The following is a 20,226-nucleotide window of genomic DNA, read 5'->3' as shown; positions in this document are numbered from 1 at the left end:
GCACGGACCGGGGTGGGACCAGGGAGCGGGAATGGACGGCGCAGCTTCTCCAGACAGCACCAGCGGGGCCACGGCCGCGGAGGGCACCGCGAGGCCCCGGTCCCGGCGGCGCGGCCGGCGCATCGCCGCGGTCACCGCGCTCGCGGTCGCCGGCATCCTCGTGCCCCTCACCGGCCAGGACGAGGACGCCCGGGCCGCCTCCCTCGTGCCCTTCGAGGACTGCGCCGCCCTCGACGGGTGGTTCACCGACATGGCCCTGTCCCGCGTCGGCCCCTACGGCCTGGAGCACGGCGGCGAGCGCGGCTGGTTCGACGCCGTGCTGAGCGGGCCGGAGTCCGGCCCCATGCCCGCCTCCGGCGGGGCCTTCGCCTCGGGCCGGGCCGCTGCGACGGCCGAGGACTCGGCGGCCGGCGGCACCGGCGGCGCCGTCGGCCCCGGCGCGACCGGCACGAACGTGCAGGAGGAGGGCGTCGACGAACCCGACCTCGTCAAGGTCGTGGGCGACCTCGTCCTCACCGTCACCGGCGACCGCTTCCACGTGCTGCGCGTCAGCGGCGGCGACCTGCAGCCCCTCGGTGCCCTCGACCTGCCCGGCGGCGGCGGGTACGAACTGCTCGTCGCCGGCCAGCGGGCCGTCGTCGTCGGCTCGGGCTTCGATCACGGCGGCATGCCCATCCCCGTCGAGGGCGACGGCGGCATCGGCGGCACCTCCGCCGCCGCCCTCCCCGGCGCCCCCGGTGCATCCACCACCCGCATCACCGTCGTCGACTTCTCCCGCCCCGCGCAGCCGCGGCTCGTGCGCACCGACGAGGTCGAGGGCGGCTACGTCTCCGCCCGCGCCTCCGGCGGGGCGGTCCGCCTCGTCCTCGGCAGCACCCCCGCCCTGCCGTTCACGTACCCGCAGATGCGCGAGCTCCCGCCGGAGGACCCCTCCTCCCCCGACCCCGAGCTGTCCCATCCCCGCGTGGTCGAGCCGTCCCCGGCGGACCTGGAGGCCGCCGAGGCCGCCAACCGCGCGGTCGTGGAGGGGATGCAGGGCGCCGACTGGCTCCCGCACCGCGTCGTGCGCGACGACTCCGGCCGCATCGTCGAGCGCACCCCCGCCGTCGGCTGCCGCGACGTCGCCCACCCCAGCGCCCCCGCCGGCCTCGGCACCACCTACGTGCTCACCCTCGACGCCACCGCCCCCGACGTGCCCACCCGCGACAGCACCGCGGTCGCCGCCGAGACCGGCACCGTCTACGCGTCCCCCGACCGCCTCTACGTCGCCACCAGCAGGTGGCAGGGCGACGGCAGCAGCACCGAACTGCACTCCTTCGACACCAGCGACCCCGACGGCACCACCTACCGGGCCTCCGGCGCCGTGAAGGGCTCGATCCTCGGCCAGTGGGCGCTCGACGAGCACGACGGCCTCATGCGGGTGGCCACCACCGTCGGCGGCGGGGGCGGCTGGGGCATCGGGGGGGCCCGGCTCGCCGGGCAGCCGTCCGAGTCGTTCGTCACCGTCCTCGCCGAGGAGGGCGACGAGCTCGTGCCCCGCGGCAGCGTCGGCGGCCTCGGCCCCGACGAGTCGATCCGCTCCGTCCGCTGGTTCGACGACCTCGCCCTCGTCGTCACCTTCCGCCAGACCGACCCCCTCTACGCCGTCGACCTGTCCGACCCGGCGAGCCCGCGCGTCGCGGGGGAGCTGAAGGTCAACGGCTACTCCGGGTACCTGCACCCCCTCGGCGACGGCCTGGTCCTCGGCGTCGGGATGGACGGCACCGCCGACGGCACGCTCACCACCGCGCAGGTCTCCACGTTCGACGTGCGCGACCCCGCGAAGCTCGGCCGCGTCGACGCCGAGGCCCTGCCCGGCGGCTGGACCGACGTGGAGGGCGACTCCCGGGCGTTCTCCTACCTGCCCGCGCAGCGGCTCGCCCTCGTCCCCGTCTCCGGGGAGAGCGGCAGCCACCTCGTGGCCGTGCGGGTGGCGGAGTCCGGGGAGCTGAGCGTGGCCGGGGACTTCGCCCAGGGCGTCGAGACGTGGCTGGTGCGGGCCGCGCCCGTCCCCGACGGGGTCGTCACCGTCTCCGAGACCTACACCGAGAAGGGCAGCGAGCGGTTCCTCACCCTCCTGGAGCTGCCCGGCCTCACCCCGCGCGACGAGGTCCGCCTCGACTGAGCCGACGCGCTCGACTGAGCCGACGCGGGGGCCGCGCACCGTCCGACGGTGCGCGGCCCCCGCGTCGCAGGCCGTCCGGGCCCGTCAGCCGGGCCCGTCAGGAACCGGCTGTCAGGAGTCGGCCGCCGCCGAGGCGGTCTTCTTCGCGGCCGTCTTGCGGGGAGCCGCCGCCTTCTTCGCCGTGGTCTTCGCGGCCGTCGTCTTCTTCGCCGCCGCCCGCTTCTTCGGCGCCGGCCCCTTCGCGCGCTTCTCCGCCAGCAGCTCCGCCCCGCGCTCCGGGGTGATCGTCTCCGGGTCGTCGTCCTTGCGCAGCGTCGCGTTCGTCGCCCCGTCGGTGACGTAGGGCCCGAAGCGACCCTCCTTCACCACCATCGGCTGCCCCGACTCCGGATCCGGCCCCAGCTCCTTCAACGGCGGCTTCACCGTCTGCCCGCGACGGGTCTTCGGCTGGGCGTAGATCGCCAGCGCCTCCTCCAGCGTCACCGTGAAGAGCTGGTCCTCGCTCGCCAGGGAACGGGAGTCGGTGCCCTTCTTCAGGTACGGGCCGTAGCGGCCGTTCTGCGCGGTGACCTCGTCGCCGGACTCCGGGTCCACCCCCACGACGCGCGGCAGGGACAGCAGCTGCAGCGCCTGCTCCAGCGTGACGGCCTCCAGCTGCATGTCCTTGAACAGCGACCCCGTGCGCGGCTTCGGCTTCACGGCCTTCTTCGCCGTGCGCTTCGCCGGCTTCCCGTCCGCGGTGGGCGCGGCGGGCGCCGGCTCCTCGTCCTCGATGAGCTCGGTGACGTAGGGGCCGTAGCGGCCGGTGCGCGCCACGATCGTGCGCCCGCTCACCGGGTCCTGCCCCAGCACCCGGTCCCCGTCGGACTGGGTGGTCAGCAGCTCCAAGGCCCGCGCCGGGGTCAGCTCGTCCGGCGCGATGTCGTCGGGGACGCTCGCCTTCAGCGGGGTGCCGTCCTCACCGGTCGCCTCCAGGTACGGGCCGTAGCGGCCCACCCGCAGCACGATGCCCTCGCCGATCTCCACCGTGGAGATCTCCCGGGCGTCGATCGCGCCGAGGTCGTCGGCGAGGCCCTTGACCCCGTCCATCGTCATCCCGGCGGTGCCCTCGTCCGGGCCCTCGGTGCCGCCACCTGCGACCGCACCGTCGGAGCCTGGGCCGACGTCGCCGAAGTAGAACCGCGTCAGCCACCGCACCCGGTCCTCCTCGCCGCGGGAGATCGCGTCGAGGTCGTTCTCCATCGCGGCGGTGAAGTCGTAGTCCACCAGCCGCGGGAAGTGCTCCTCCAGCAGCCTGATCACCGCGAACGCCAGCCACGTCGGCACCAGCGCCGAGCCCTTCGTGCGGACGTAGCCGCGGTCCTGGATCGTCGCGATCGTCGCCGCGTACGTCGAGGGGCGGCCGATGCTGCGCTCCTCCAGCGCCTTCACCAGGCTCGCCTCGGTGTAGCGCGGCGGCGGGGACGTCTCGTGGCCGTCGGTGCGCAGCGCCTGCACCGCCAGCGGCTGCCCCGCCGCGAGCTGCGGCAGGCGCCGGTCGCCGCCGGAGTCCTCCGCGTCCTCCCCGAAGCGGGACTCGTCGCGGCCCTCCTCGTAGGCGGCGAGGAAACCGCGGAACGTGATGACCGTGCCGCTCGCGGAGAACTCCGCGGTGCGCCCGTCGGAGGCCGTCGCCCCGAGCTTCACCGTCGCGGTGGTTCCCCGCGCGTCCTGCATCTGGGAGGCGACCGTGCGCTTCCAGATCAGGTCGTAGAGGCGGAACTGGTCGCCCGACAGCTCCCCCGCGACCTGTGCGGGAGTGCGGAACACCTCACCGGCGGGGCGGATCGCCTCGTGCGCCTCCTGCGCGTTCTTCGACTTGCTGGCGTAGGTGCGCGGACGCTCCGGCACGAACTCCGGCCCGTACAGCTCCCGCGCCTGCGAGCGCGCCGCCGTCAGCGCCTGCTCCGACAGGGTCGTGGAGTCCGTGCGCATGTAGGTGATGTAGCCGCCCTCGTAGAGCGACTGGGCGGTGCGCATCGTCTGCCGCGCCGTCATCCGCAGCTTGCGGGCACCCTCCTGCTGCAGGCTGGAGGTGATGAACGGCGCCGCGGGCTTGCGGCTGTAGGGCTTCTCCTCCACCGAGCGCACCGCGAAGTCCGCGCCGTCCAGGCCCTCGGCCAGGGCGGTGGCGGCGGCCTCGTCCAGGTGGACGACGCCCTTCGTGCGCAGCTCGCCGGTGTCGGCGAAGTCTCGGCCCGTGGCCACGCGGGCGCCGTCCACGGCGACCAGGCGGGCCCCGAAGGCGCTGCGCTGGTCCACCCCGTCCTGCCCCGACGGGGCGAACGTGCCCGTCAGGTCCCAGTACGACGCGGTGCGGAAGGCCATCCGCTCCCGCTCCCGCTCCACCACCAGGCGCGTCGCGACCGACTGCACCCGGCCGGCGGACAGCCCCGCGCCGACCTTGCGCCACAGCACCGGCGACAGCTCGTAGCCGTAGAGGCGGTCGAGGATGCGGCGGGTCTCCTGGGCGTCGACCAGGCGGTCGTCGATGGGGCGGGTCTCCCCCAGCGCCCGCTGGATCGCCTCGGGGGTGATCTCGTAGAAGACCATCCGCTTGTACGGCACCTTCGGCTCCAGCGCCTGCACCAGGTGCCAGGCGATGGCCTCGCCCTCCCGGTCGCCGTCCGTGGCGAGCAGCAGCTCGTCGGCGTCCTTCAGCAGCCGCCGCAGCTCCGCGACCTTCTTCTTCTTGTCCGCGTCGACGACGTAGTACGGCTCGAAGCGGTCCTCGACGTTGACGGCGAACTTGCCGAACGGGCCCTTCTTCATCTCCTCCGGCAGCTGGGAGGGCTGGGGGAGGTCGCGGATGTGGCCGACGCTCGCCTCCACGTCGTAGCCGTCCCCGAGGTAGCTCGCGATCTTCGCGATCTTCGAGGGCGACTCCACGATGACCAGACGGCGCACGCCGTCGCCCTGTCCGGCCTTCGCCGTCGTCCTGCCAGCCACTGGTCCTGCCGTCCTCTCCGCACCGCTTCCGGCCGCCCCGAGCGGCGCGACCGTCCTGCTACCCCACGCACCGTAACCGCCCGGGGGTTCCCTCCTGGCCGGGATCGCCGCATCCGGCGACGCCGGCGACCCCCCGGTGCCCTTCCAGCCTCGCACGGCGCGGCGGATGACGACGCAAGGGACCGGCGCCGGCCTCACCCGGGCAGCAGCAGCCCGTCCGCCACCAGCTCCCGCACGACCGGCAGCAGCGCCGCGCGGACCTCCGCCACCTCGCGGTCGGTCAGCACCGCCAACCCGGCCAGCACCTGGCCCACCGTCAGGTCCCCGTCGCAGGCGCCCACCAGCCCCGCCAGCTCCGACGACGCCCGCACCACCCGGCCGAAGCCGCCGCCCTGCCGCAGCAGCACCACCGACGGGTCCGGCTGCCCCGGCACGTGGTGCCGCTCGTCCGTGACGTCCGGCGCCACCCGCAGCCGCACCTGCGCCAGCGCGTCGTCGTCGCGGGCCGCGAGCCAGTCGTGCGCGGCCAGCGCCGCCGCCAGGTGCTCGCCCAGCGGCTGCCGCACCGGGCCGCCGACCTCCTCCAGGCGCCGCAGCGTCGGCGCGCCCGAGACGGGCCGGCGCAGCGTCAGCAGGCCCAGGCCCACCGCCTCCACCCCGCGGGCGGCGAAGTCGTCCAGCCACGCCCCGTAGAGCGCGTCGAACCCCGGGCCGCGGCCCTCACCGCCGTCGCGGATCCACAGCTCCGCGTACTCGGCGGGGTCCTGCACCTCCCGCTGCACCACCCAGGCGTCCAGGCCCGTGCCGTCCAGCCACGCCCCGACCCGCTCCCGCCAGTCCTCCCCCGACCGGTGCTCCCAGTTGCCCAGGAACTGCGCCACCCCGCCGGGGGCGAGCACGTCCGCCGCGCCCCGCACCAGCCGCTCCACCACCGAGTCCCCGGCGAGTCCGGAGTCGCGGTACTCGTACAGCGGCACCCCCTCCCGGCGCGGGGTGATGACGAACGGCGGGTTGGACACCACGAGGTCGTAGCGCTCCCCCGCCACCGGCTCCAGCAGGGAGCCGTGCCGCAGGTCCAGCACCACCCGGTTCAGGGCGGCGTTGACGGCCGCCAGGTCCAGCGCCCGCTCGGAGACGTCCGTGGCCGTGACGTGGCCGGCGTGCCGGGCCGCGTGCAGCGCCTGCACCCCGCAGCCCGTGCCCACGTCCAGCACCCGACCCACCGGCGTGCGGATCGTGCACTGCGCCAGCATCGTCGAGGCCCCGCCCACGCCGAGGACGTGGTCGGTGCGCAGCGGCCCCCGCGTCGTCAGCTCCCCCAGGTCGGACACCACCCACCAGTCCGCCCGGCCCGCGGCGTCCTCCGCGGCGTAGGGGCGCAGCTCCACCAGCGCCCGCACCTCGTCGCCGTCGCCCGCACCGGAGGCCGCCACCAGCCCGAGGATCACCGCGCCGTCCGTGCCCAGCGAGGGCAGCGCCACGTCCAGGGCCCTGCGCGGCACGGCGCCGCCCAGGACGAGGCAGCGCAGCAGCACCGCCGCGGGATCGGCCGAGCCGTCCGTGGCGCGCAGGGCCGGCACCACCTGCTCGCGGCCGAGCGCGGCGGAGGCCACCGGGCCCAGGACGGAGGTGACTCCGTCCACGGTGTACCCGGCGGCCTCCAGGTCCGCGCGCAGCCGTTCGATCAGCTGCGCGGCGTTCACGCCACCTCGTCCCCTGCGGCGCTCACGCCGTCCCCCGCACGTGGCTCACAGGCGCTCCGGCCCGCTCCCCGGCAGCACCGGGTCCGAGGCCGCCTCGTCGCTGAGGGCGTCGGGCTCCCGGCGCAGCCCCGCGCCCGGGCCGTCGAGCCGGCCGTCCACGGCGTCGCCGGGGCCCTCGTCGGAGTCGCTGAGGTCCACCGTGCGCCGCTTCGACAGCATCACCGCCACCACGATGACCGCCGAGGCGGCGACGGCGATGCCGTAGCGCAGCAGCTTGTTCTCGCCCTCGCCCAGGCTCAGGGTGACGACGGCGGGGGCCACCAGCAGCGCCACCAGGTTCATGACCTTCAGCAGCGGGTTGATCGCCGGGCCGGCGGTGTCCTTGAACGGGTCGCCGACCGTGTCGCCGATGACGACCGCCGCGTGGGCCTCCGAGCCCTTGCCGCCGTAGTGGCCGTCCTCGACGATCTTCTTGGCGTTGTCCCAGGCCCCACCGGAGTTGGACAGGAACACCGCCATCAGCACGCCCGAGGCGATCGCACCGCCGAGGAAGCCGGCCAGCGGGCCCACGCCCAGGCCGAAGCCCACGGCGATGGGGGCCATGACGGCCAGCAGACCCGGGGTGGCCAGCTCGCGCAGCGCGTCGCGGGTGCACATGTCCACCACGCGGCCGTGCTCCGGCTTCTCCTCCCCCGTCATGATCCCCGGGTGCTCCCGGAACTGCCGGCGCACCTCGACCACGACCGCACCGGCCGAGCGGCCCACGGCCTGGATGGCGAGGCCGGAGAAGAGGAACACCACCGCCGCACCCAGCAGCACGCCCACGAGCGTGGTCGGCGTGATGATCTCGAAGCGGGCCATCGTGTGGATGACGTACTCCGCCGGGCTGCCCTGCACCGTCGCGACCGCCGACTCCAGGGCCTCCTGCACCACCGCGCGGTAGGAGCCGAACAGCGCCGTCGCCGCCAGCACCGCCGTGGCGATCGCGATGCCCTTGGTGACCGCCTTGGTGGTGTTGCCGACGGCGTCGAGCTCGGTGAGGATCTGCGCGCCCTCGCCGGTGACGTCGCCGCTCATCTCCGCGATGCCCTGGGCGTTGTCGCTGACCGGGCCGAAGGTGTCCATCGCCACGATCACGCCGACCGTGGTGAGCAGGCCGCAGCCCGCCAGGGCGATGAAGAACATGCCGAGGGTGAGGGTGCCGCCCGCCAGCAGGAACGCCATCAGCACGGCACCCGCGATGACGAGCGTCGTGTAGACCGCCGACTCCAGGCCGAGGCCGATGCCTGCGAGCACCACGGTCGCCGGGCCCGTCAGCGACGTCCTCGCGACGTCCTCCGTGGGCGGGGCGTCCGTGCCGGTGTAGTAGCCGGTCAGCCACAGGATCATCAGCGCCAGGAAGATGCCCAGCGCCACGGCGGCGAGCACCACGATCTTCGGGTTGCCCTGCAGCGTCGAGACGTCCTGCGGCGCGCCCTCGAAGCCGGCGAACGTGCCCGGCAGGTACAGCCAGCAGGCGATCGCGGTGCCCAGGACGGCGATGGCGGCCGTGGCGTAGAAGCCGCGGTTGATGGAGACCAGGCCGTTGACCCCCGGGCGGGCCCGCACCAGCACCACGCCCAGCATGGCGGTGAGCGCACCGATCGCCGGGATGATCAGCGGCAGGACCAGGCCCTGCTCGCCGAACGCCGCACGGCCGAGGATGAGCGCCGCGACCAGCGTCACCGCGTAGGACTCGAACAGGTCCGCGGCCATGCCCGCGCAGTCGCCGACGTTGTCGCCGACGTTGTCCGCGATGGTGGCCGGGTTGCGGGGGTCGTCCTCCGGGATGCCCTGCTCGATCTTGCCGACGAGGTCGGCGCCGACGTCCGCGGCCTTCGTGAAGATGCCACCGCCGACGCGCATGAACATCGCCAGCAGGGCCGCGCCGAAGCCGAAGCCCTCCAGGACCGTCGGGGCGGAGTGGTGGAAGACGAGGACGACGACCGCGGCGCCCAGCAGGCCGAGGCCCACCGTCGCCATGCCGACGACACCACCGGTGCGGAAGGCGATGCGCATGCCCTCCTCCCGCCCGCCGGCGCCCTCGCGGGCCGCGGCGGCGACGCGCACGTTCGCCTTCACCGCCAGCGACATGCCGAGGTAGCCGATGGCAGCGGAGAAGCCGGCGCCCGCGAGGAACGCCACGCTGCGGCCGATCCGCTCCGTGGTGTCGCCGGCGGGGAGCAGGAACAGCACCCCGAAGACGGCCACCGCGAACCAGACGAGGGTCTTGAACTGCCGCCGCAGGTAGGCGCTGGCGCCTTCCTGGATGGCTCGGGCGATGAGTTGCATCGACTCGGTGCCCTCGCCGGCGGCGAGCACCTGCCGGCGGAAGACGACGGCGATGAGCAGGGAGACCACCGCCACGACCCCGACGCCGATCACGATGATCTGGCTGGAGCCGCTCAGGGCTTCGGTGGCGGCCCCGGTGGTCGATGCTGAGATGGCGTGGGTGAGCGCGGGCATCCGTCCTCCTCGGCGTGTCGCAGTCCGGGTCCCACGGCATCGTGGGCACCCGACCGCAAGGGCGCGGTCCGCTCAGCGAGTCATGATCGCGGACGCGTGAGTCTACGGTCCTGCTGGCTCCGAGTCACCGATCGACGCGGACGGTTGCTGTCGGGACCACGACATCCGGACCGCACCGGCGGAGGAGTCGGAGTCGTCCACGCTGACGTCCTCGGCCATGCCGGCCATCAGTGCGAGGGCGAGCGGGTCCTCGTCGTCGGCGTGCGGCACCCCACCGACGGCCGCGGCGTCGCGCACGACCACGTCGAGGCGGTCGTCGTCGTCGGTGAGGTCCATGGTCACGAGGGCGTCGCCGCGGGTGCGCAGCACCGCGCGGGCGCACGCCTCACCGATGGCGATGCGGATCTCGTCGAGCTGGGTCTCCTCGAAGCCCGCACGGCGCGCGACCGCGACCGCGACCAGGCGCGCCGTGCGCACGTGCTCGGCCAGCGGGCTGAACCTCAGGGCGACGGTGGGCACGGGTGCGCCGGTCCCGGCAGTCGTCAGGAAGCTGCGCCGGAGGTGTCCGCAGCGCTGGATGCGGCGATCGCGTCGGCCACCGAGTCGTGGATCGGGAAGACCTTCGTCAGACCCGTGATGCGGAAGACCTTCAGGATCTTCTCGCGCTGGCACACCAGGTGCAGCGAGCCGTCGTGGGAGCGGACCCGCTTCAGGCCGCCCACGAGCACGCCGAGCCCGGTGGAGTCGAGGAACTCCACGCCCTCCATGTCCACCACGAGGTGGTGGTGCCCGGCCCCGACCAGCTCGTTGAGCCGCTCGCGCAGGGTGGGTGCGGTGTAGACGTCGATCTCGCCGGACACCTCGACGACGGTGCGTCCGCCCTCTTCACGGCTGGTCACCGACAGATCCACGACCCCTCCTCGCTGCAGACACGGGCCCACCGCTCGATGGGCCTGACAGGCATTGAACCATCGCACTGCGTGAGGGGCGCGCCCAGGTCACCCCGGCCCGGCGGGATCGCCGCCGCGGGACCACACTCTTCCCGTGACCGGCCCGTCGCCCGCCCCCGAGCCGGCCCGTGCGCCCGGGCGCGCGGGCGCCGCCGCCGGGCAGGGCGACGCCGAGCGCCTCGAGGCGCTCCTGCGCCGGCGTGGCGTCGGCAGGCTGCGCCACCTGGAGCGGCTGCCCGCCCGGGCCGGCCGGACCGGCGAGTGGCCCGCCTGGGCCGACCCGGAGGTCGTCGCGGCCTTCACCCGCCGCGGGGTGCAGCGCCCCTGGCTGCACCAGGTGCGCACCGCAGAGGCCGTCCACGCCGGGCGCTCCACCGTGCTCAGCGCCGGCACCGCCTCCGGCAAGTCGCTGGCGTACCTGCTGCCGGTGCTCAGCGACCTGCGCGCCGGCAGCCGGGGACCGACGGGACGCGACGCGACCGCCCTGTACCTCTCCCCCACGAAGGCGCTCGCCGCCGACCAGCTCGACGGACTGCGGGCCCTCGGAGTCCCCGGGGTGCGCGCCGCCACCTACGACGGGGACACCCCGCCGGAGGAGCGCCGCTGGGTGCGGGAGCACGCCGGCTACGTCCTCACCAACGCCGACATGCTGCACCGCTCCCTGCTGCCCGGCCACGAGCGGTGGAGCTCGTTCCTGCGGCGGCTGCGCTACGTGGTCGTCGACGAGTGCCACTCCTACCGCGGGGTCTTCGGCGCCCACACCGCCGCCGTCCTGCGGCGGCTGCGCCGGATCGCCGCCCGCTACGGGGCCCGGCCGGTCTTCGTCCTCGCCTCCGCCACCGTCGCCGATCCCGCCGCCACCGCCCGCCGCCTCGTCGGCCTGGACGTCGAGGCCGTCGTGGAGGACACCTCGACGCGGGGACCGGTGTCCCTCGCGCTGTGGGAGCCGCCGCTGCTGGTGGACCGGGCGAGCAGCCGGGGCGGCGGACCGGCGCTGGAGACCGGCGACGGCGCGGACGTGGCGGAGGCGCTCGCGCGGCTGGACGACGCCCTCGGCGCGCCCGAGGACACCGCGCCCGCCGGTCCCGAGGACCCCGCCGGCCTCGACGACCGCGAGAGCCGCCGCGCCACCGCACGCGCCACCGGTCACCCGCCCGCCGCCGACGGCACCGGTCCCCTGCGCCGCAGCGCCACCGCCGAGGCCGCCGACCTGCTCGCCGACCTCGTCTCCGAGCAGGTCCGCACCCTCGTCTTCGTCCGCTCCCGGCACGCCGCCGAGGCCGTCGCCACGACCGCCCGCCGCGTCCTCGCCGAGATCCGCCCGAGCGCGCGCGAGCGGGTCGCCGCCTACCGGGGCGGCTTCCTCCCCGAGGAGCGCCGCGCCCTGGAGGCCGACCTGCGCGAGGGCAGGCTGCTCGGGCTGAGCACCACCAGCGCCCTGGAGCTCGGGGTCGACGTCTCCGGCCTCGACGCCGTCCTCGTCGCCGGCTGGCCCGGCACGCGCGCCTCCTGGTGGCAGCAGGTGGGCCGCGCCGGCCGCCGCGGCGGGCACGCCCTCGGGGTGCTCATCGCCCGCGACGACCCGCTGGACACCTACCTCGTCAACCACCCCGAGGCGCTGCTCGGCCCCGCCGTGGAGGCCGCGGTGTTCGACCCCGGCAACCCCTACGTGCTCGCCCCGCACCTGTGCGCGGCGGCCGCGGAGATCCCCCTCTCCGACGCCGACCTGGAGCTGTTCGGCCCCACCGCCGCCGACGTGTGCGAGCTCCTGGTGCAGCGGGGCATGCTGCGCAGGCGCCCCACCGGCTGGTACTGGACGCGGCGGGAGCGCGCCGCGGACCTCACCGACCTGCGCGGCGGCGGTGGGGAGCCCGTCCGGGTCGTGGAGCGCGGCACCGGCCGGGTGCTCGGCACGGTCGACGCCTCCGCCTCCCACCACGCGGTCTTCCCCGGTGCCGTGTACGTGCACCAGGGCGTGACCCACCTCGTGGACGACCTGGACCTGGAGGAGTCGGTCGCCGTCGTCCACCGGGAGGAACCCGACTACACCACCCACGCGCGCGAGCTCGCCGACGTGCGGGTCCTCGCCACCGACGGCAGCGAGCGCGCCGGCGCCTTCGCCCTGCACTGGGGGGTCGTGGAGGTGGCCTCGCAGGTCGTGGGGTTCCTGCGGCGTCGGCTGCGGACGGGGCAGGTCCTGGGCGAGGTGCCGCTGGACCTGCCGGAGCGGCGGCTGCGCACCCGGGCGGTCTGGTGGACCGTCGACCCGGAGGTCGCGCTGGACCTGCTCGCGGCGGCCGACGGCGGCGGGGAGGCGGCGCGGGCGGCGGCGCAGCTGCGGGTGCCCGGCGCCCTGCACGCCGCGGAGCACGCCGCGATCGGGATGCTGCCGCTGCTGGCGACGTGCGACCGCTGGGACCTCGGCGGGCTGTCCACGGCCGCGCACCCCGACACCGGCCTACCCACGGTGTTCGTCCACGACGCGGTGCCCGGCGGGGCGGGCTTCAGCGACCGCGGCCGCGCCCGCGCCGCACGGTGGATCGGCGCGACGCGGGACGCGGTCGGCTCCTGCGAGTGCGCCGTCGGCTGCCCGTCGTGCGTGCAGTCGCCCAAGTGCGGCAACGGCAACGAGCCGCTCGACAAGGAGGGCGCGCTGGCGCTGCTGGGTGCGCTGGCCGCGGCGCTGGCGGGGGTGCTGCCGGAGGCGGAGCAGGACCCGGCGGCGGGGACGGGGCCGGGCGGCTGACGAGCGGCTCGCGGACGCGGTTCCGCCGCGGGCTCACGCACCCCTGCCCGCCCTGGCCCGGGCCGTCGCCGGGCCCAGCAGCCGGCCCGCACCGCGCGGTGCGCAGCGCACCTCCACCGTGACGCTGCCGTCGGGGCCGGGGCTGCAGGCGGTGAGCGCGGCGGCGTGGGCGGCCACCACCTCCGCGGCCCGGCCGCACGCGTCCCCACCGGCGCGCCCCAGCAGGACGTCCGCCGCGGCCAGGGCGGCGAGGTCCGCGGCGGCCTCCGCACGGTGCCGGGCCCCCGCCGCGGCGCCGAGCGCGGCGACCGCGACGGCGAGGACCACCGCGGTCAGCGCCACCGCCAGGACGAGGACGGCGGCGCTGCCCTCCTCCGCCGGACCCCGGGGCCGTCGCCGGGGCAGTGCGCGGCTCACGGCGACCCCGCCCCCATGTGCCCCGCGCCCACCTGACCCGCCCCCGCGTGCTCCAGGGCCGCGGTGGCGTGGCCGCGCACGGGCAGGCGGCCTCCGAGGCGGCCGCCGAGGTCGACGGCCACCTCCACGCTCACCTGCACGCCCAGCCCGCCCGGGCCCACCTCGACCCTCGCCCCGGCGGGGGCGAGGGTCTCCGCGGCGGCCCGCACCACGTGCGCGGGCTCCCCCCGGGCCGCGCTGCGGGCGGCGGCGCGGGCGGCGTCGGTGCAGCGCACCTGCGCGATCGCCACCTCCCCGGTCGCGAGCACGGCGCACAGCACGAGCACCACCGCGGGCAGGGCGAGCGCCAGCTCGGCCGTGACGCTCCCCCGGTCCCCGCGGGCCCCGGCCGCACTCGCCCCGACCGCACCGCCCCGCCGGGCGCGCCTGCCGCTCATCCCAGCGTCAGCGCCGAGCGGACGATCCCCAGGAGGAGGCCCCGCACCTCGTCGCTGCGCAGGAGCGCCACCAGCAGGCCCGCGAAGCCGCAGGCGGCGAGGGTGGCGATGGCGTACTCCGCGGTGGCCATCCCCTCGTCGCCCGTCCGTGCCTCCCCCTGCCCGGCGGGGACGGCGCCTGCACCCGCCGGACCGTGACCCGGTCGCCGCCCGCCCCGTCCCGCCCCTGCCCGGACACCCCGTGCCCGTCCCGCCCCTGCCCGGTCCTCCCGATGCGCTCCGAGACCTTCCACGTCACTCCTCCGCCGGCGTCGCGGCCGGTGCGCGGACCGCCCTCGCGACCCGCTGCGACCCTCCCCCGCACGAGCGCCCCGGACCGCCCGGCCGGCCGCTCCTGGGGACGCAGGACCCGGTGCGGGTGGCTGTGGACGGCTCAGGGCGTCCGCGTGGCGCAGACGACGCGGTTGCGGCCGGAGCGCTTCGCCTCGTAGAGCGCCGTGTCGGCCTCGTGCACCAGCCGGGTCGCGTCGGTGTGCCCGGGACCCGCCGTCGCCACGCCGAGCGAGGCCGTGACGTGCAGGCCCGCCACCCGCCCCTCGTCGGTCCGGGCCCGGACGAGCTCGGCGAGCCGCACGGCCCGCCCCGCCCCGCAGCCCGGCAGCAGCACGAGGAACTCCTCACCGCCCATGCGGTGCACGAGGCCCTCCTCGCCGACGGCCTCGCGCAGGAGCGCGGCGAACCCCCGCAGCACGGCGTCACCGCGGCCGTGCCCGTGCCCGTCGTTGACGCCCTTGAAGTGGTCGAGGTCGCACACCACCACCGAGACCGGCCGCCCCGTCAGCCACGCCTGCCGGCACGCCTCCTCCAGGTGCGACTCGAGGAGCCTGCGGTTGTGCAGGCCGGTGAGCGGGTCGAGCATCGCCTCGCCGCGGGAGAGCAGGTCTGAGGAGACGAGCAGGTGGGCGAGGAGGACGACGCAGGCGAGGACCATCAGGCTGGAGACGAGCAGCAGGACGTCCGGCGCCGGGGGCGGCGGGGGCAGGGCGGTCGCCGCTCCGCAGCCCAGCACGGTGAGCGCGGCCCCCAGCGCGGCCCCGACGAGGATCGCCCGGGGCCGGAAGCAGACCGCCTGCCCCAGCACCGGCACGGCCACCAGCGGCAGCAGCGGGCTGCTGACGCCACCGGTCACCGCCACCGAGGCCGCCAGGTTCAGCTCGAGGAGCACGAACCCGCAGGCGCCCACCACCTCGGGGTACCGGGCGCGCGGGCGCAGGCTGGCGGAGCCCGCGATCGTGACCATGGCGAGCAGGTGCAGGACGAGCAGGACCCAGCCGAACCAGACGGCCGCGAGCAGGACGGCGGTGCCGACGAGGGCGCCGAAGAGGTAGACCCTCGCGAACCGCGAGTACATGTCGGCGTAGCGGGCGCGGTCCTGGCCGTTCCCGCACAGCCACCGGACGAAGCGGGGCTCGGGGGCGGGCGGCACCGCCCGATCCTCCCCACGACCGGTCACCGCCCGGGCCGGAGCGGCACCGGTCCCCCCGAACGGCCCAACGCCGAGGCCCCCTGCGGGCACCGGTGGCGGTGCGCCCGTGGCCGCGGAGCCGCTCACACGGGTTGCAGGGGCTCGTGCGCGCCGTCGGGGAGCACGACCACCACGGCGTCGCCCGGTGCGACCCGCCCTCCGCGGCGGACCACCGCCATGACGCCGGCCTTGCGCACGAGGCGGCCCGCGGCGTCGCGGTCGAGCACGGCCCGCAGCGCGCCGGGCCGGAAGTCGTCGATCTGCCGGCAGGGGTTGCGCAGCCCGGTGACCTCCACCTCGGCCTCGGGTCCGAGCCGGAGCACGGTCCCGCGGGGCAGGCCGAGGAGGTCCACGCCGCGCGTGGTGACGTTCTCCCCCAGCTCCCCGGGGCCGACGGGGAGGCCCTGGGCGCGCAGCTCGTCGTGCAGCTCGGAGTGGACGAGGTGCACCTGCCGCAGGTTCGGCCGGCTGGGGTCGCGGGCCACGCGGGAGCGGTGCTGGACGGTGACGCCAGCGTGGGCGTCGCCGTCGACGCCGAGCCCCTCGAGGAGCCGGACCTCCTCGGTGGTCGGCTTCGAGAAGCGGTGCGCCCCGTCGCGGCTGACGGCGACGACCGCGGGGACGTGGGGGGCGGCGGGCTCGGGGGCGACCACGGCGGGGAGTCTGCCAGCCGGTCCGGGCCGCCGGGAGCGCATCCGCCCAGGTTGGTCACCGGAGCGCGGGCGCCCGGACGTCCACGGGAGCGCCTGCGCTCAGGGGCCGGTCAGCACGTCCGCGGACAGCGACAGCAGCACGGGCACGACGCCCAGCAGGACGAAGGCGGGCAGCGTGCACGCCCCCAGCGGCAGGACGAGGAGCGCTCCGAGCCGGGCCGCCGCCACCTCCGCCGCCCGCCGCCCGTCCCGCCGCGCCTCGGTGGCGGCCGCCTCGAGCAGCGCGGCGGCCGGGGCACCCGTGGCCGCGGACAGCAGCAGGGGGTCGCGCAGGCGGTGCAGCGGGGCCGGCACGTCCGCCCAGGCGCTCTCCGGCGGCGCGCCGAGGGAGAGCTGGGCCCGGACGCGCCGGAGGTCGGCGGTGCAGGCGGCGGGCAGCACGTCGAGGACCGCGTCGAGAGCGGCCCCGGGCGGGCAGCCGGAGCGGGTGGCGGCGGCGACCAGGTCCAGCAGCAGCGGCAGGTCCGGCTCCGGGTCCGGGTCCCCGCCGGCGCCCCGCCGCGCGGTGCGGGCACCGCGGGTGAGGAGCGAGCGCCCCACCCTCCGGCCGGGTCCTGCCGCGCCCTGCCCCGGCGGGCGCGGCGGCGGGCCCAGCCGCTGCTCCCCGGCCCGGGCGGGGAGCAGGAGGACGACCGCCGCGGCGAGCAGCCCCACCAGCAGGCCGGTCCCGCTCACCGCCGTCCGCCCCGCGGGGACGCGGCCCGCCCCCCGGCCGCCTCGGCGCGGTGGACGAGCGCCCGGGTCCAGGCCCGGCCCAGCAGTGCGAGCACGAGGGCGACGGCGGCGCAGCCGCGACCAGGCCAGGTGCCGAGCAGGACCTGCAGCGGCGAGGCCCCCAGGAGGGCTCCGAGGAGCAGGCCGAGCAGGGGCAGCACCGACACGACCCGGGCGCTCGCGCGGGGACCCGCCAGCGCCGAGCGCACCGCCGCGCGCGCGTCGGCGGACTCGCGCAGCCCCGCTGCGCACCTGGCGAGGACGTCCCCGGCCGCCGCTCCGCACCGCTGCGACAGCCGCCACGAGGCGGCGACCGGCCCGGCGGCGGTCAGGCCGGCGGAGCGCAGGAGGGGCTCGACGTCCTCCCCGCCGGCCCCGGCACGGCCCAGCGCCGCGGCGACCTCGTCGCCCAGCCCGCTGGAGGCACCGGCCCGGAACCACGCCGTGGCCGGGTCGGTCCCGGCGCTCAGCAGCGCCGCCAGCCGCTCCGCGAGGACGGCCGAGCGCAGCAGCTGCTCCTCCTCGCCGGTGCGCGGGGCGCCGGTGCGGGCGCCGAGCCGGGCGCGCAGACCACGGTGGACCGCGGCCTCCGCGACCGCTGGGCGGGGCCCGGGCCGGCGCAGGCGTCGCGCGGCGTCGGGGCCGGGTGTCAGCAGCACCGCCCCTGCGCAGGCGCAGGCGCTGGCGACCGCGACCGCCGTCAGCACTGCCGGCTCCCCACGCCCGCACGCGCTCCCGGAGGTCGGCCCGGGTCGAGGCCCAGCCGTCGCGCCAGCGCCTGCCAGCCGTGGGCGGTGGTGCGCTCCGACGGCCCGTCGAGCAGCGCCGGCTGCACGAGCGGCGCACCGCCGTCACCGCCGACGACCGCGACCTCCCGCAGCCGCCGCCCCCGCCGGTCGCGCTGCACGTGCAGGACGACGTCCACGGCGGCGGTGAACTGCGCGTCCACGGCGGCGGGGGCCATCCCGGCGAGGGCGCCGAGCGCCTGCAGGCGGGCCACGACGTGGGCGGAGGTGTTGGCGTGCACGGTCCCGGCGCCCGCGTGCCCGGTGTTCAGCGCCGCGAGGAGGTCGCGCACCTCCGGACCGCGGCACTCCCCGACGACGAGCCGGTCCGGCCGCATCCGCAGCGCCTGCCGCACCAGGACCTCCAGGGGCACCTCGCCGCGGCCCTCGACGTTGGGCCGCCGGGCCTCCAGCCGGACGACGTGCGGGTGCGCGGGGCGCAGCTCCCCGGCGTCCTCGACGAGCACGATCCGCTCGCCGGGGCCGACCTGGCCCAGCAGGGCCTCCAGGACGGTGGTCTTGCCGGCCCCGGTGCCCCCGGAGACGAGGAAGGACAGCCGCTGCTCCACGACGGCCCGCAGCACCGGCGCCCAGCCGTCGGGGATCGCGCCGGCGGCCACGAGGTCGTCCAGGCCGAACCGGGTCGCGGCGGGCACCCGCAGGGACAGGTGGGTGCCCTCGGGGGACACCGGCGGCAGGACCGCGTGCAGGCGGGTGCCGTCGGGGAGGCGCCCGTCGACGCAGGGGCTGGCGTCGTCGAGCCGTCGCCCGGCTCCGGCGGCCAGCCGCACGGCGAGCGCCCGGGCCCCCGCCTCCCCTCCGAGGTCCACGGCGACCCGGACGAGGCCCTCGCCGCGGTCGCACCAGACGGCGCCGCCGCCGTTGACGAGGACGTCGGTCGTTCCGGGCGTGCGCAGCACCGCTTCGAGGGGGCCGAGGCCCACGAGCTCGGCCCGCAGGGCGTCGACGAGCTCCAGCAGCGACGCCGCGCCGAGCACCACTCCCTCCGCGCGCACCGCGGCGGCCACCTCCTGCGGGGTGAGCTCCCCGCCGTGCCGGGCCAGGCGCGCCCGCACCCGGGCGGTCAGGCCGGGGAGGGCCTCGCGGTCACCGGCCGGGGTGCCGATCACAGTGCACCCGCGAGCGCGCGGGCGGCCAGGAACTCCTCGTGCCACTCCTCGCACCAGGCGCGCAGCGGGCTGCGCCGGCGCTGCGGAACACCCTCCCCGCGGTCCACGGCGACGTCGAGGTCCTTCTCGGCGGCGAGGTCCCCGGCCAGCGGGACGCCGACGGCCTCGACGAGGGCGTCGGCGTCGAGGCCGGTGGGTGCGGGGCCGCGCACGACGAGCCGGAGCCGGCTGGTGCGGGGCGCGAGGAGCTCGGCGACCCGGCGTGCCGCGGCGGCGGCGCGCACCCGGGCGGGGACCACGAGGAGGACCTCGTCGCAGGCGGCGAGGGCGTCGAGGCCGGCGCCGCGGGGGCGGGCGGGCAGGTCCCAGACGGTGAGCTCGTGGGAGCGCCGGGCGGCGGAGAGCACGGACTCCACGGCGTCGGTGGGCAGCTCGTGGCTGGCCTCGCGTCCCCAGGACAGCAGGTGCAACCCGGGTTCGGGGGCCACCACGGCGTGCAGCACGTCGGCGCGCAGCCTCCCGCGCACCCGCAGCAGGTCCGCCCAGCGCAGGCCGGGGAGGTCCTCGGCGCCGAGGAGGAGGTCGAGCCCGCCGCCGAGGGGGTCGCCGTCGACGAGGAGGGTGGCGCTGCCGCGGGCGGCGGCGGTGCCGGCCAGGGCGCTCGCCAGGACGCTGGCGCCGGCGCCGCCGCAGCCGCCGACGACGCCGACCACCTGGCCCGTGTCGGTGAGCTGGTCGGCGAGGTGGTCGGCGAGGTCGGCGAGGCGCTCCAGCAGCCACGCCTCGGCCTCGGGCAGGACGGCGACGTGGCAGGCGCCGGCGTCTGCGGCGCGCTGCCACAGGTCCTCCGGGGCGGGTGCGAGGCTCAGGACGACGACCTCCGTGCCGGACGGGAGGCGCCGGCCGGCGCGGCTGCCGGTCAGGACGTCGGCGCCCACGAGCAGCAGGCGCGCCCGCGTGCCGGTGGGGGCCGGGCCCGGATCGGGCGTCCGGCGGTGCGGCAGGGACGCGCAGCCGGCGGCGGCGGCGATGCGCTGGACCGCGGCGGCCAGCTCCTCGTCTGCGGTGCAGAGCACGGCGGCGTCGCCGGGGTGCGGGCTCGGGTGGCGGGTCGGGGCGGCCACGGCGGGTCCTCCTCGGTGCGGTGGGCGGGGGACCACCGTGGTGCGCCGAGGAGGCGGGGACGGTCGGGAGCGGCGCAGCTGTGGACGCGCGGCCCGGAGGGGCCGGTTGTGGACCGGGCGCGGGTCCTCGCGCCGGGAGGCCGGGGCGGCGACCGCGCATCCGGCGCCGGACGTGGAACGGCCCCCGCTGGGGGGGAGCGGGGGCCGTCTACGGTCCGGCTCGGGGGGGATGAGCCGGGTCCGGTGTGTAGCCCAGAGGGCCTACAGCAAGCATCTTCACCCCAATGGGGCAGCGATGGCAATTCCTGGGGCATGCCGAGTTGCG

General features: G+C 77.1%; 16 protein-coding genes. 2 read left to right on the top strand and 14 right to left on the bottom strand.

What is annotated here, in order from left to right; all coding sequences use genetic code 11:
• Positions 1-31 precede the first annotated feature (31 nt).
• A complete protein-coding gene (locus CLV92_RS16005) occupies positions 32-2,164 on the top strand; it encodes a beta-propeller domain-containing protein (RefSeq protein ID WP_104434332.1) in 2,133 nt (710 codons plus the stop codon).
• A 111-nt stretch (positions 2,165-2,275) separates the two neighbouring features.
• Here the strand turns inward: CLV92_RS16005 and topA are convergent, their stop codons facing one another.
• The 5 genes from topA to CLV92_RS15980 all read right to left on the bottom strand — a co-directional run bounded on the left by topA (position 2,276) and on the right by CLV92_RS15980 (position 10,271).
• The gene (gene topA / locus CLV92_RS16000) at positions 2,276-5,152 is read right to left on the bottom strand and encodes a type I DNA topoisomerase (protein WP_104434330.1); all 2,877 of its coding nucleotides are present in this window, start codon (positions 5,150-5,152) and stop codon (positions 2,276-2,278) included.
• Positions 5,153-5,346: 194 nt separating this feature from the next.
• Positions 5,347-6,855: a N5-glutamine methyltransferase family protein gene (locus CLV92_RS15995; protein WP_104434328.1), complete on the bottom strand. Its 1,509-nt coding sequence runs from the start codon at positions 6,853-6,855 to the stop codon at positions 5,347-5,349.
• A 45-nt stretch (positions 6,856-6,900) separates the two neighbouring features.
• Entirely contained in the window at positions 6,901-9,360 is a 2,460-nt protein-coding gene (locus CLV92_RS15990) for a sodium-translocating pyrophosphatase (RefSeq protein WP_104434326.1), read from the bottom strand.
• 102 nt (positions 9,361-9,462) lie between these two features.
• Positions 9,463-9,879, bottom strand: coding sequence for an ATP-binding protein (locus tag CLV92_RS15985; RefSeq protein ID WP_104434324.1), 417 nt, complete (start codon positions 9,877-9,879; stop codon positions 9,463-9,465).
• Positions 9,880-9,902: 23 nt separating this feature from the next.
• Positions 9,903-10,271, bottom strand: a complete 369-nt coding sequence (locus CLV92_RS15980; RefSeq protein ID WP_104434322.1) for an STAS domain-containing protein — start codon at positions 10,269-10,271, stop codon at positions 9,903-9,905.
• A 133-nt stretch (positions 10,272-10,404) separates the two neighbouring features.
• Here CLV92_RS15980 and CLV92_RS15975 point away from each other — a divergent pair, with 133 nt between their 5' ends.
• Complete coding sequence (locus CLV92_RS15975) at positions 10,405-13,056, top strand: DEAD/DEAH box helicase (protein ID WP_211291179.1); 2,652 nt, start codon at positions 10,405-10,407, stop codon at positions 13,054-13,056.
• Positions 13,057-13,089: 33 nt separating this feature from the next.
• Here CLV92_RS15975 and CLV92_RS15970 read toward each other — a convergent pair whose 3' ends face one another.
• From CLV92_RS15970 to ssd, 9 genes are all read right to left on the bottom strand, one after another.
• On the bottom strand, positions 13,090-13,473 hold the full coding sequence (locus CLV92_RS15970; RefSeq protein ID WP_211291178.1) for an Rv3654c family TadE-like protein: 384 nt from the start codon (positions 13,471-13,473) through the stop codon (positions 13,090-13,092).
• Positions 13,470-13,910, bottom strand: a complete 441-nt coding sequence (locus CLV92_RS22930) for a TadE family type IV pilus minor pilin (protein WP_104434320.1) — start codon at positions 13,908-13,910, stop codon at positions 13,470-13,472. Before CLV92_RS22930 ends, CLV92_RS15970 begins: the two co-directional genes overlap by 4 nt.
• On the bottom strand, positions 13,907-14,041 hold the full coding sequence (locus CLV92_RS23095) for a DUF4244 domain-containing protein (RefSeq protein WP_104434318.1): 135 nt from the start codon (positions 14,039-14,041) through the stop codon (positions 13,907-13,909). The genes CLV92_RS22930 and CLV92_RS23095 overlap by 4 nt, the downstream gene beginning before the upstream one ends.
• Before the next feature lie 302 nt (positions 14,042-14,343).
• Positions 14,344-15,396, bottom strand: a complete 1,053-nt coding sequence (locus tag CLV92_RS15955) for a GGDEF domain-containing protein (protein WP_104434316.1) — start codon at positions 15,394-15,396, stop codon at positions 14,344-14,346.
• Between the two features lie 122 nt (positions 15,397-15,518).
• Entirely contained in the window at positions 15,519-16,088 is a 570-nt protein-coding gene (locus CLV92_RS15950; protein WP_104434314.1) for an MOSC domain-containing protein, read from the bottom strand.
• Between the two features lie 99 nt (positions 16,089-16,187).
• Complete coding sequence (locus CLV92_RS21560) at positions 16,188-16,823, bottom strand: type II secretion system F family protein (protein WP_158257286.1); 636 nt, start codon at positions 16,821-16,823, stop codon at positions 16,188-16,190.
• Positions 16,820-17,569: a hypothetical protein gene (locus CLV92_RS21555; protein ID WP_158257285.1), complete on the bottom strand. Its 750-nt coding sequence runs from the start codon at positions 17,567-17,569 to the stop codon at positions 16,820-16,822. The genes CLV92_RS21560 and CLV92_RS21555 overlap by 4 nt, the downstream gene beginning before the upstream one ends.
• Positions 17,563-18,777 (bottom strand): TadA family conjugal transfer-associated ATPase, encoded by a 1,215-nt coding sequence (locus CLV92_RS22005; protein WP_245886887.1) that lies wholly within the window; start codon positions 18,775-18,777, stop codon positions 17,563-17,565. The genes CLV92_RS21555 and CLV92_RS22005 overlap by 7 nt, the downstream gene beginning before the upstream one ends.
• Entirely contained in the window at positions 18,774-19,901 is a 1,128-nt protein-coding gene (gene ssd / locus CLV92_RS22000; protein WP_211291177.1) for a septum site-determining protein Ssd, read from the bottom strand. The genes CLV92_RS22005 and ssd overlap by 4 nt, the downstream gene beginning before the upstream one ends.
• Between the last annotated feature and the right edge of the window lie 325 nt (positions 19,902-20,226).

Source organism: Kineococcus xinjiangensis (assembly GCF_002934625.1).
In the GTDB taxonomy this organism is placed as follows: domain Bacteria; phylum Actinomycetota; class Actinomycetes; order Actinomycetales; family Kineococcaceae; genus Kineococcus_A; species Kineococcus_A xinjiangensis.
This window is presented reverse-complemented; position numbering and strand designations above follow the sequence as displayed.

Bases quoted from the DNA above. Each gene is read 5' to 3' on its own strand.
- CLV92_RS16005 (WP_104434332.1), top strand. From the start codon at position 32: ATGGACGGCGCAGCTTCTCCAGACAGCACCAGCGGGGCCACGGCCGCG.
- CLV92_RS15990 (WP_104434326.1), bottom strand. From the start codon at position 9,360: ATGCCCGCGCTCACCCACGCCATCTCAGCATCGACCACCGGGGCCGCC.
- CLV92_RS22930 (WP_104434320.1), bottom strand. From the start codon at position 13,910: ATGAGCGGCAGGCGCGCCCGGCGGGGCGGTGCGGTCGGGGCGAGTGCG.
- CLV92_RS23095 (WP_104434318.1), bottom strand. From the start codon at position 14,041: ATGGCCACCGCGGAGTACGCCATCGCCACCCTCGCCGCCTGCGGCTTC.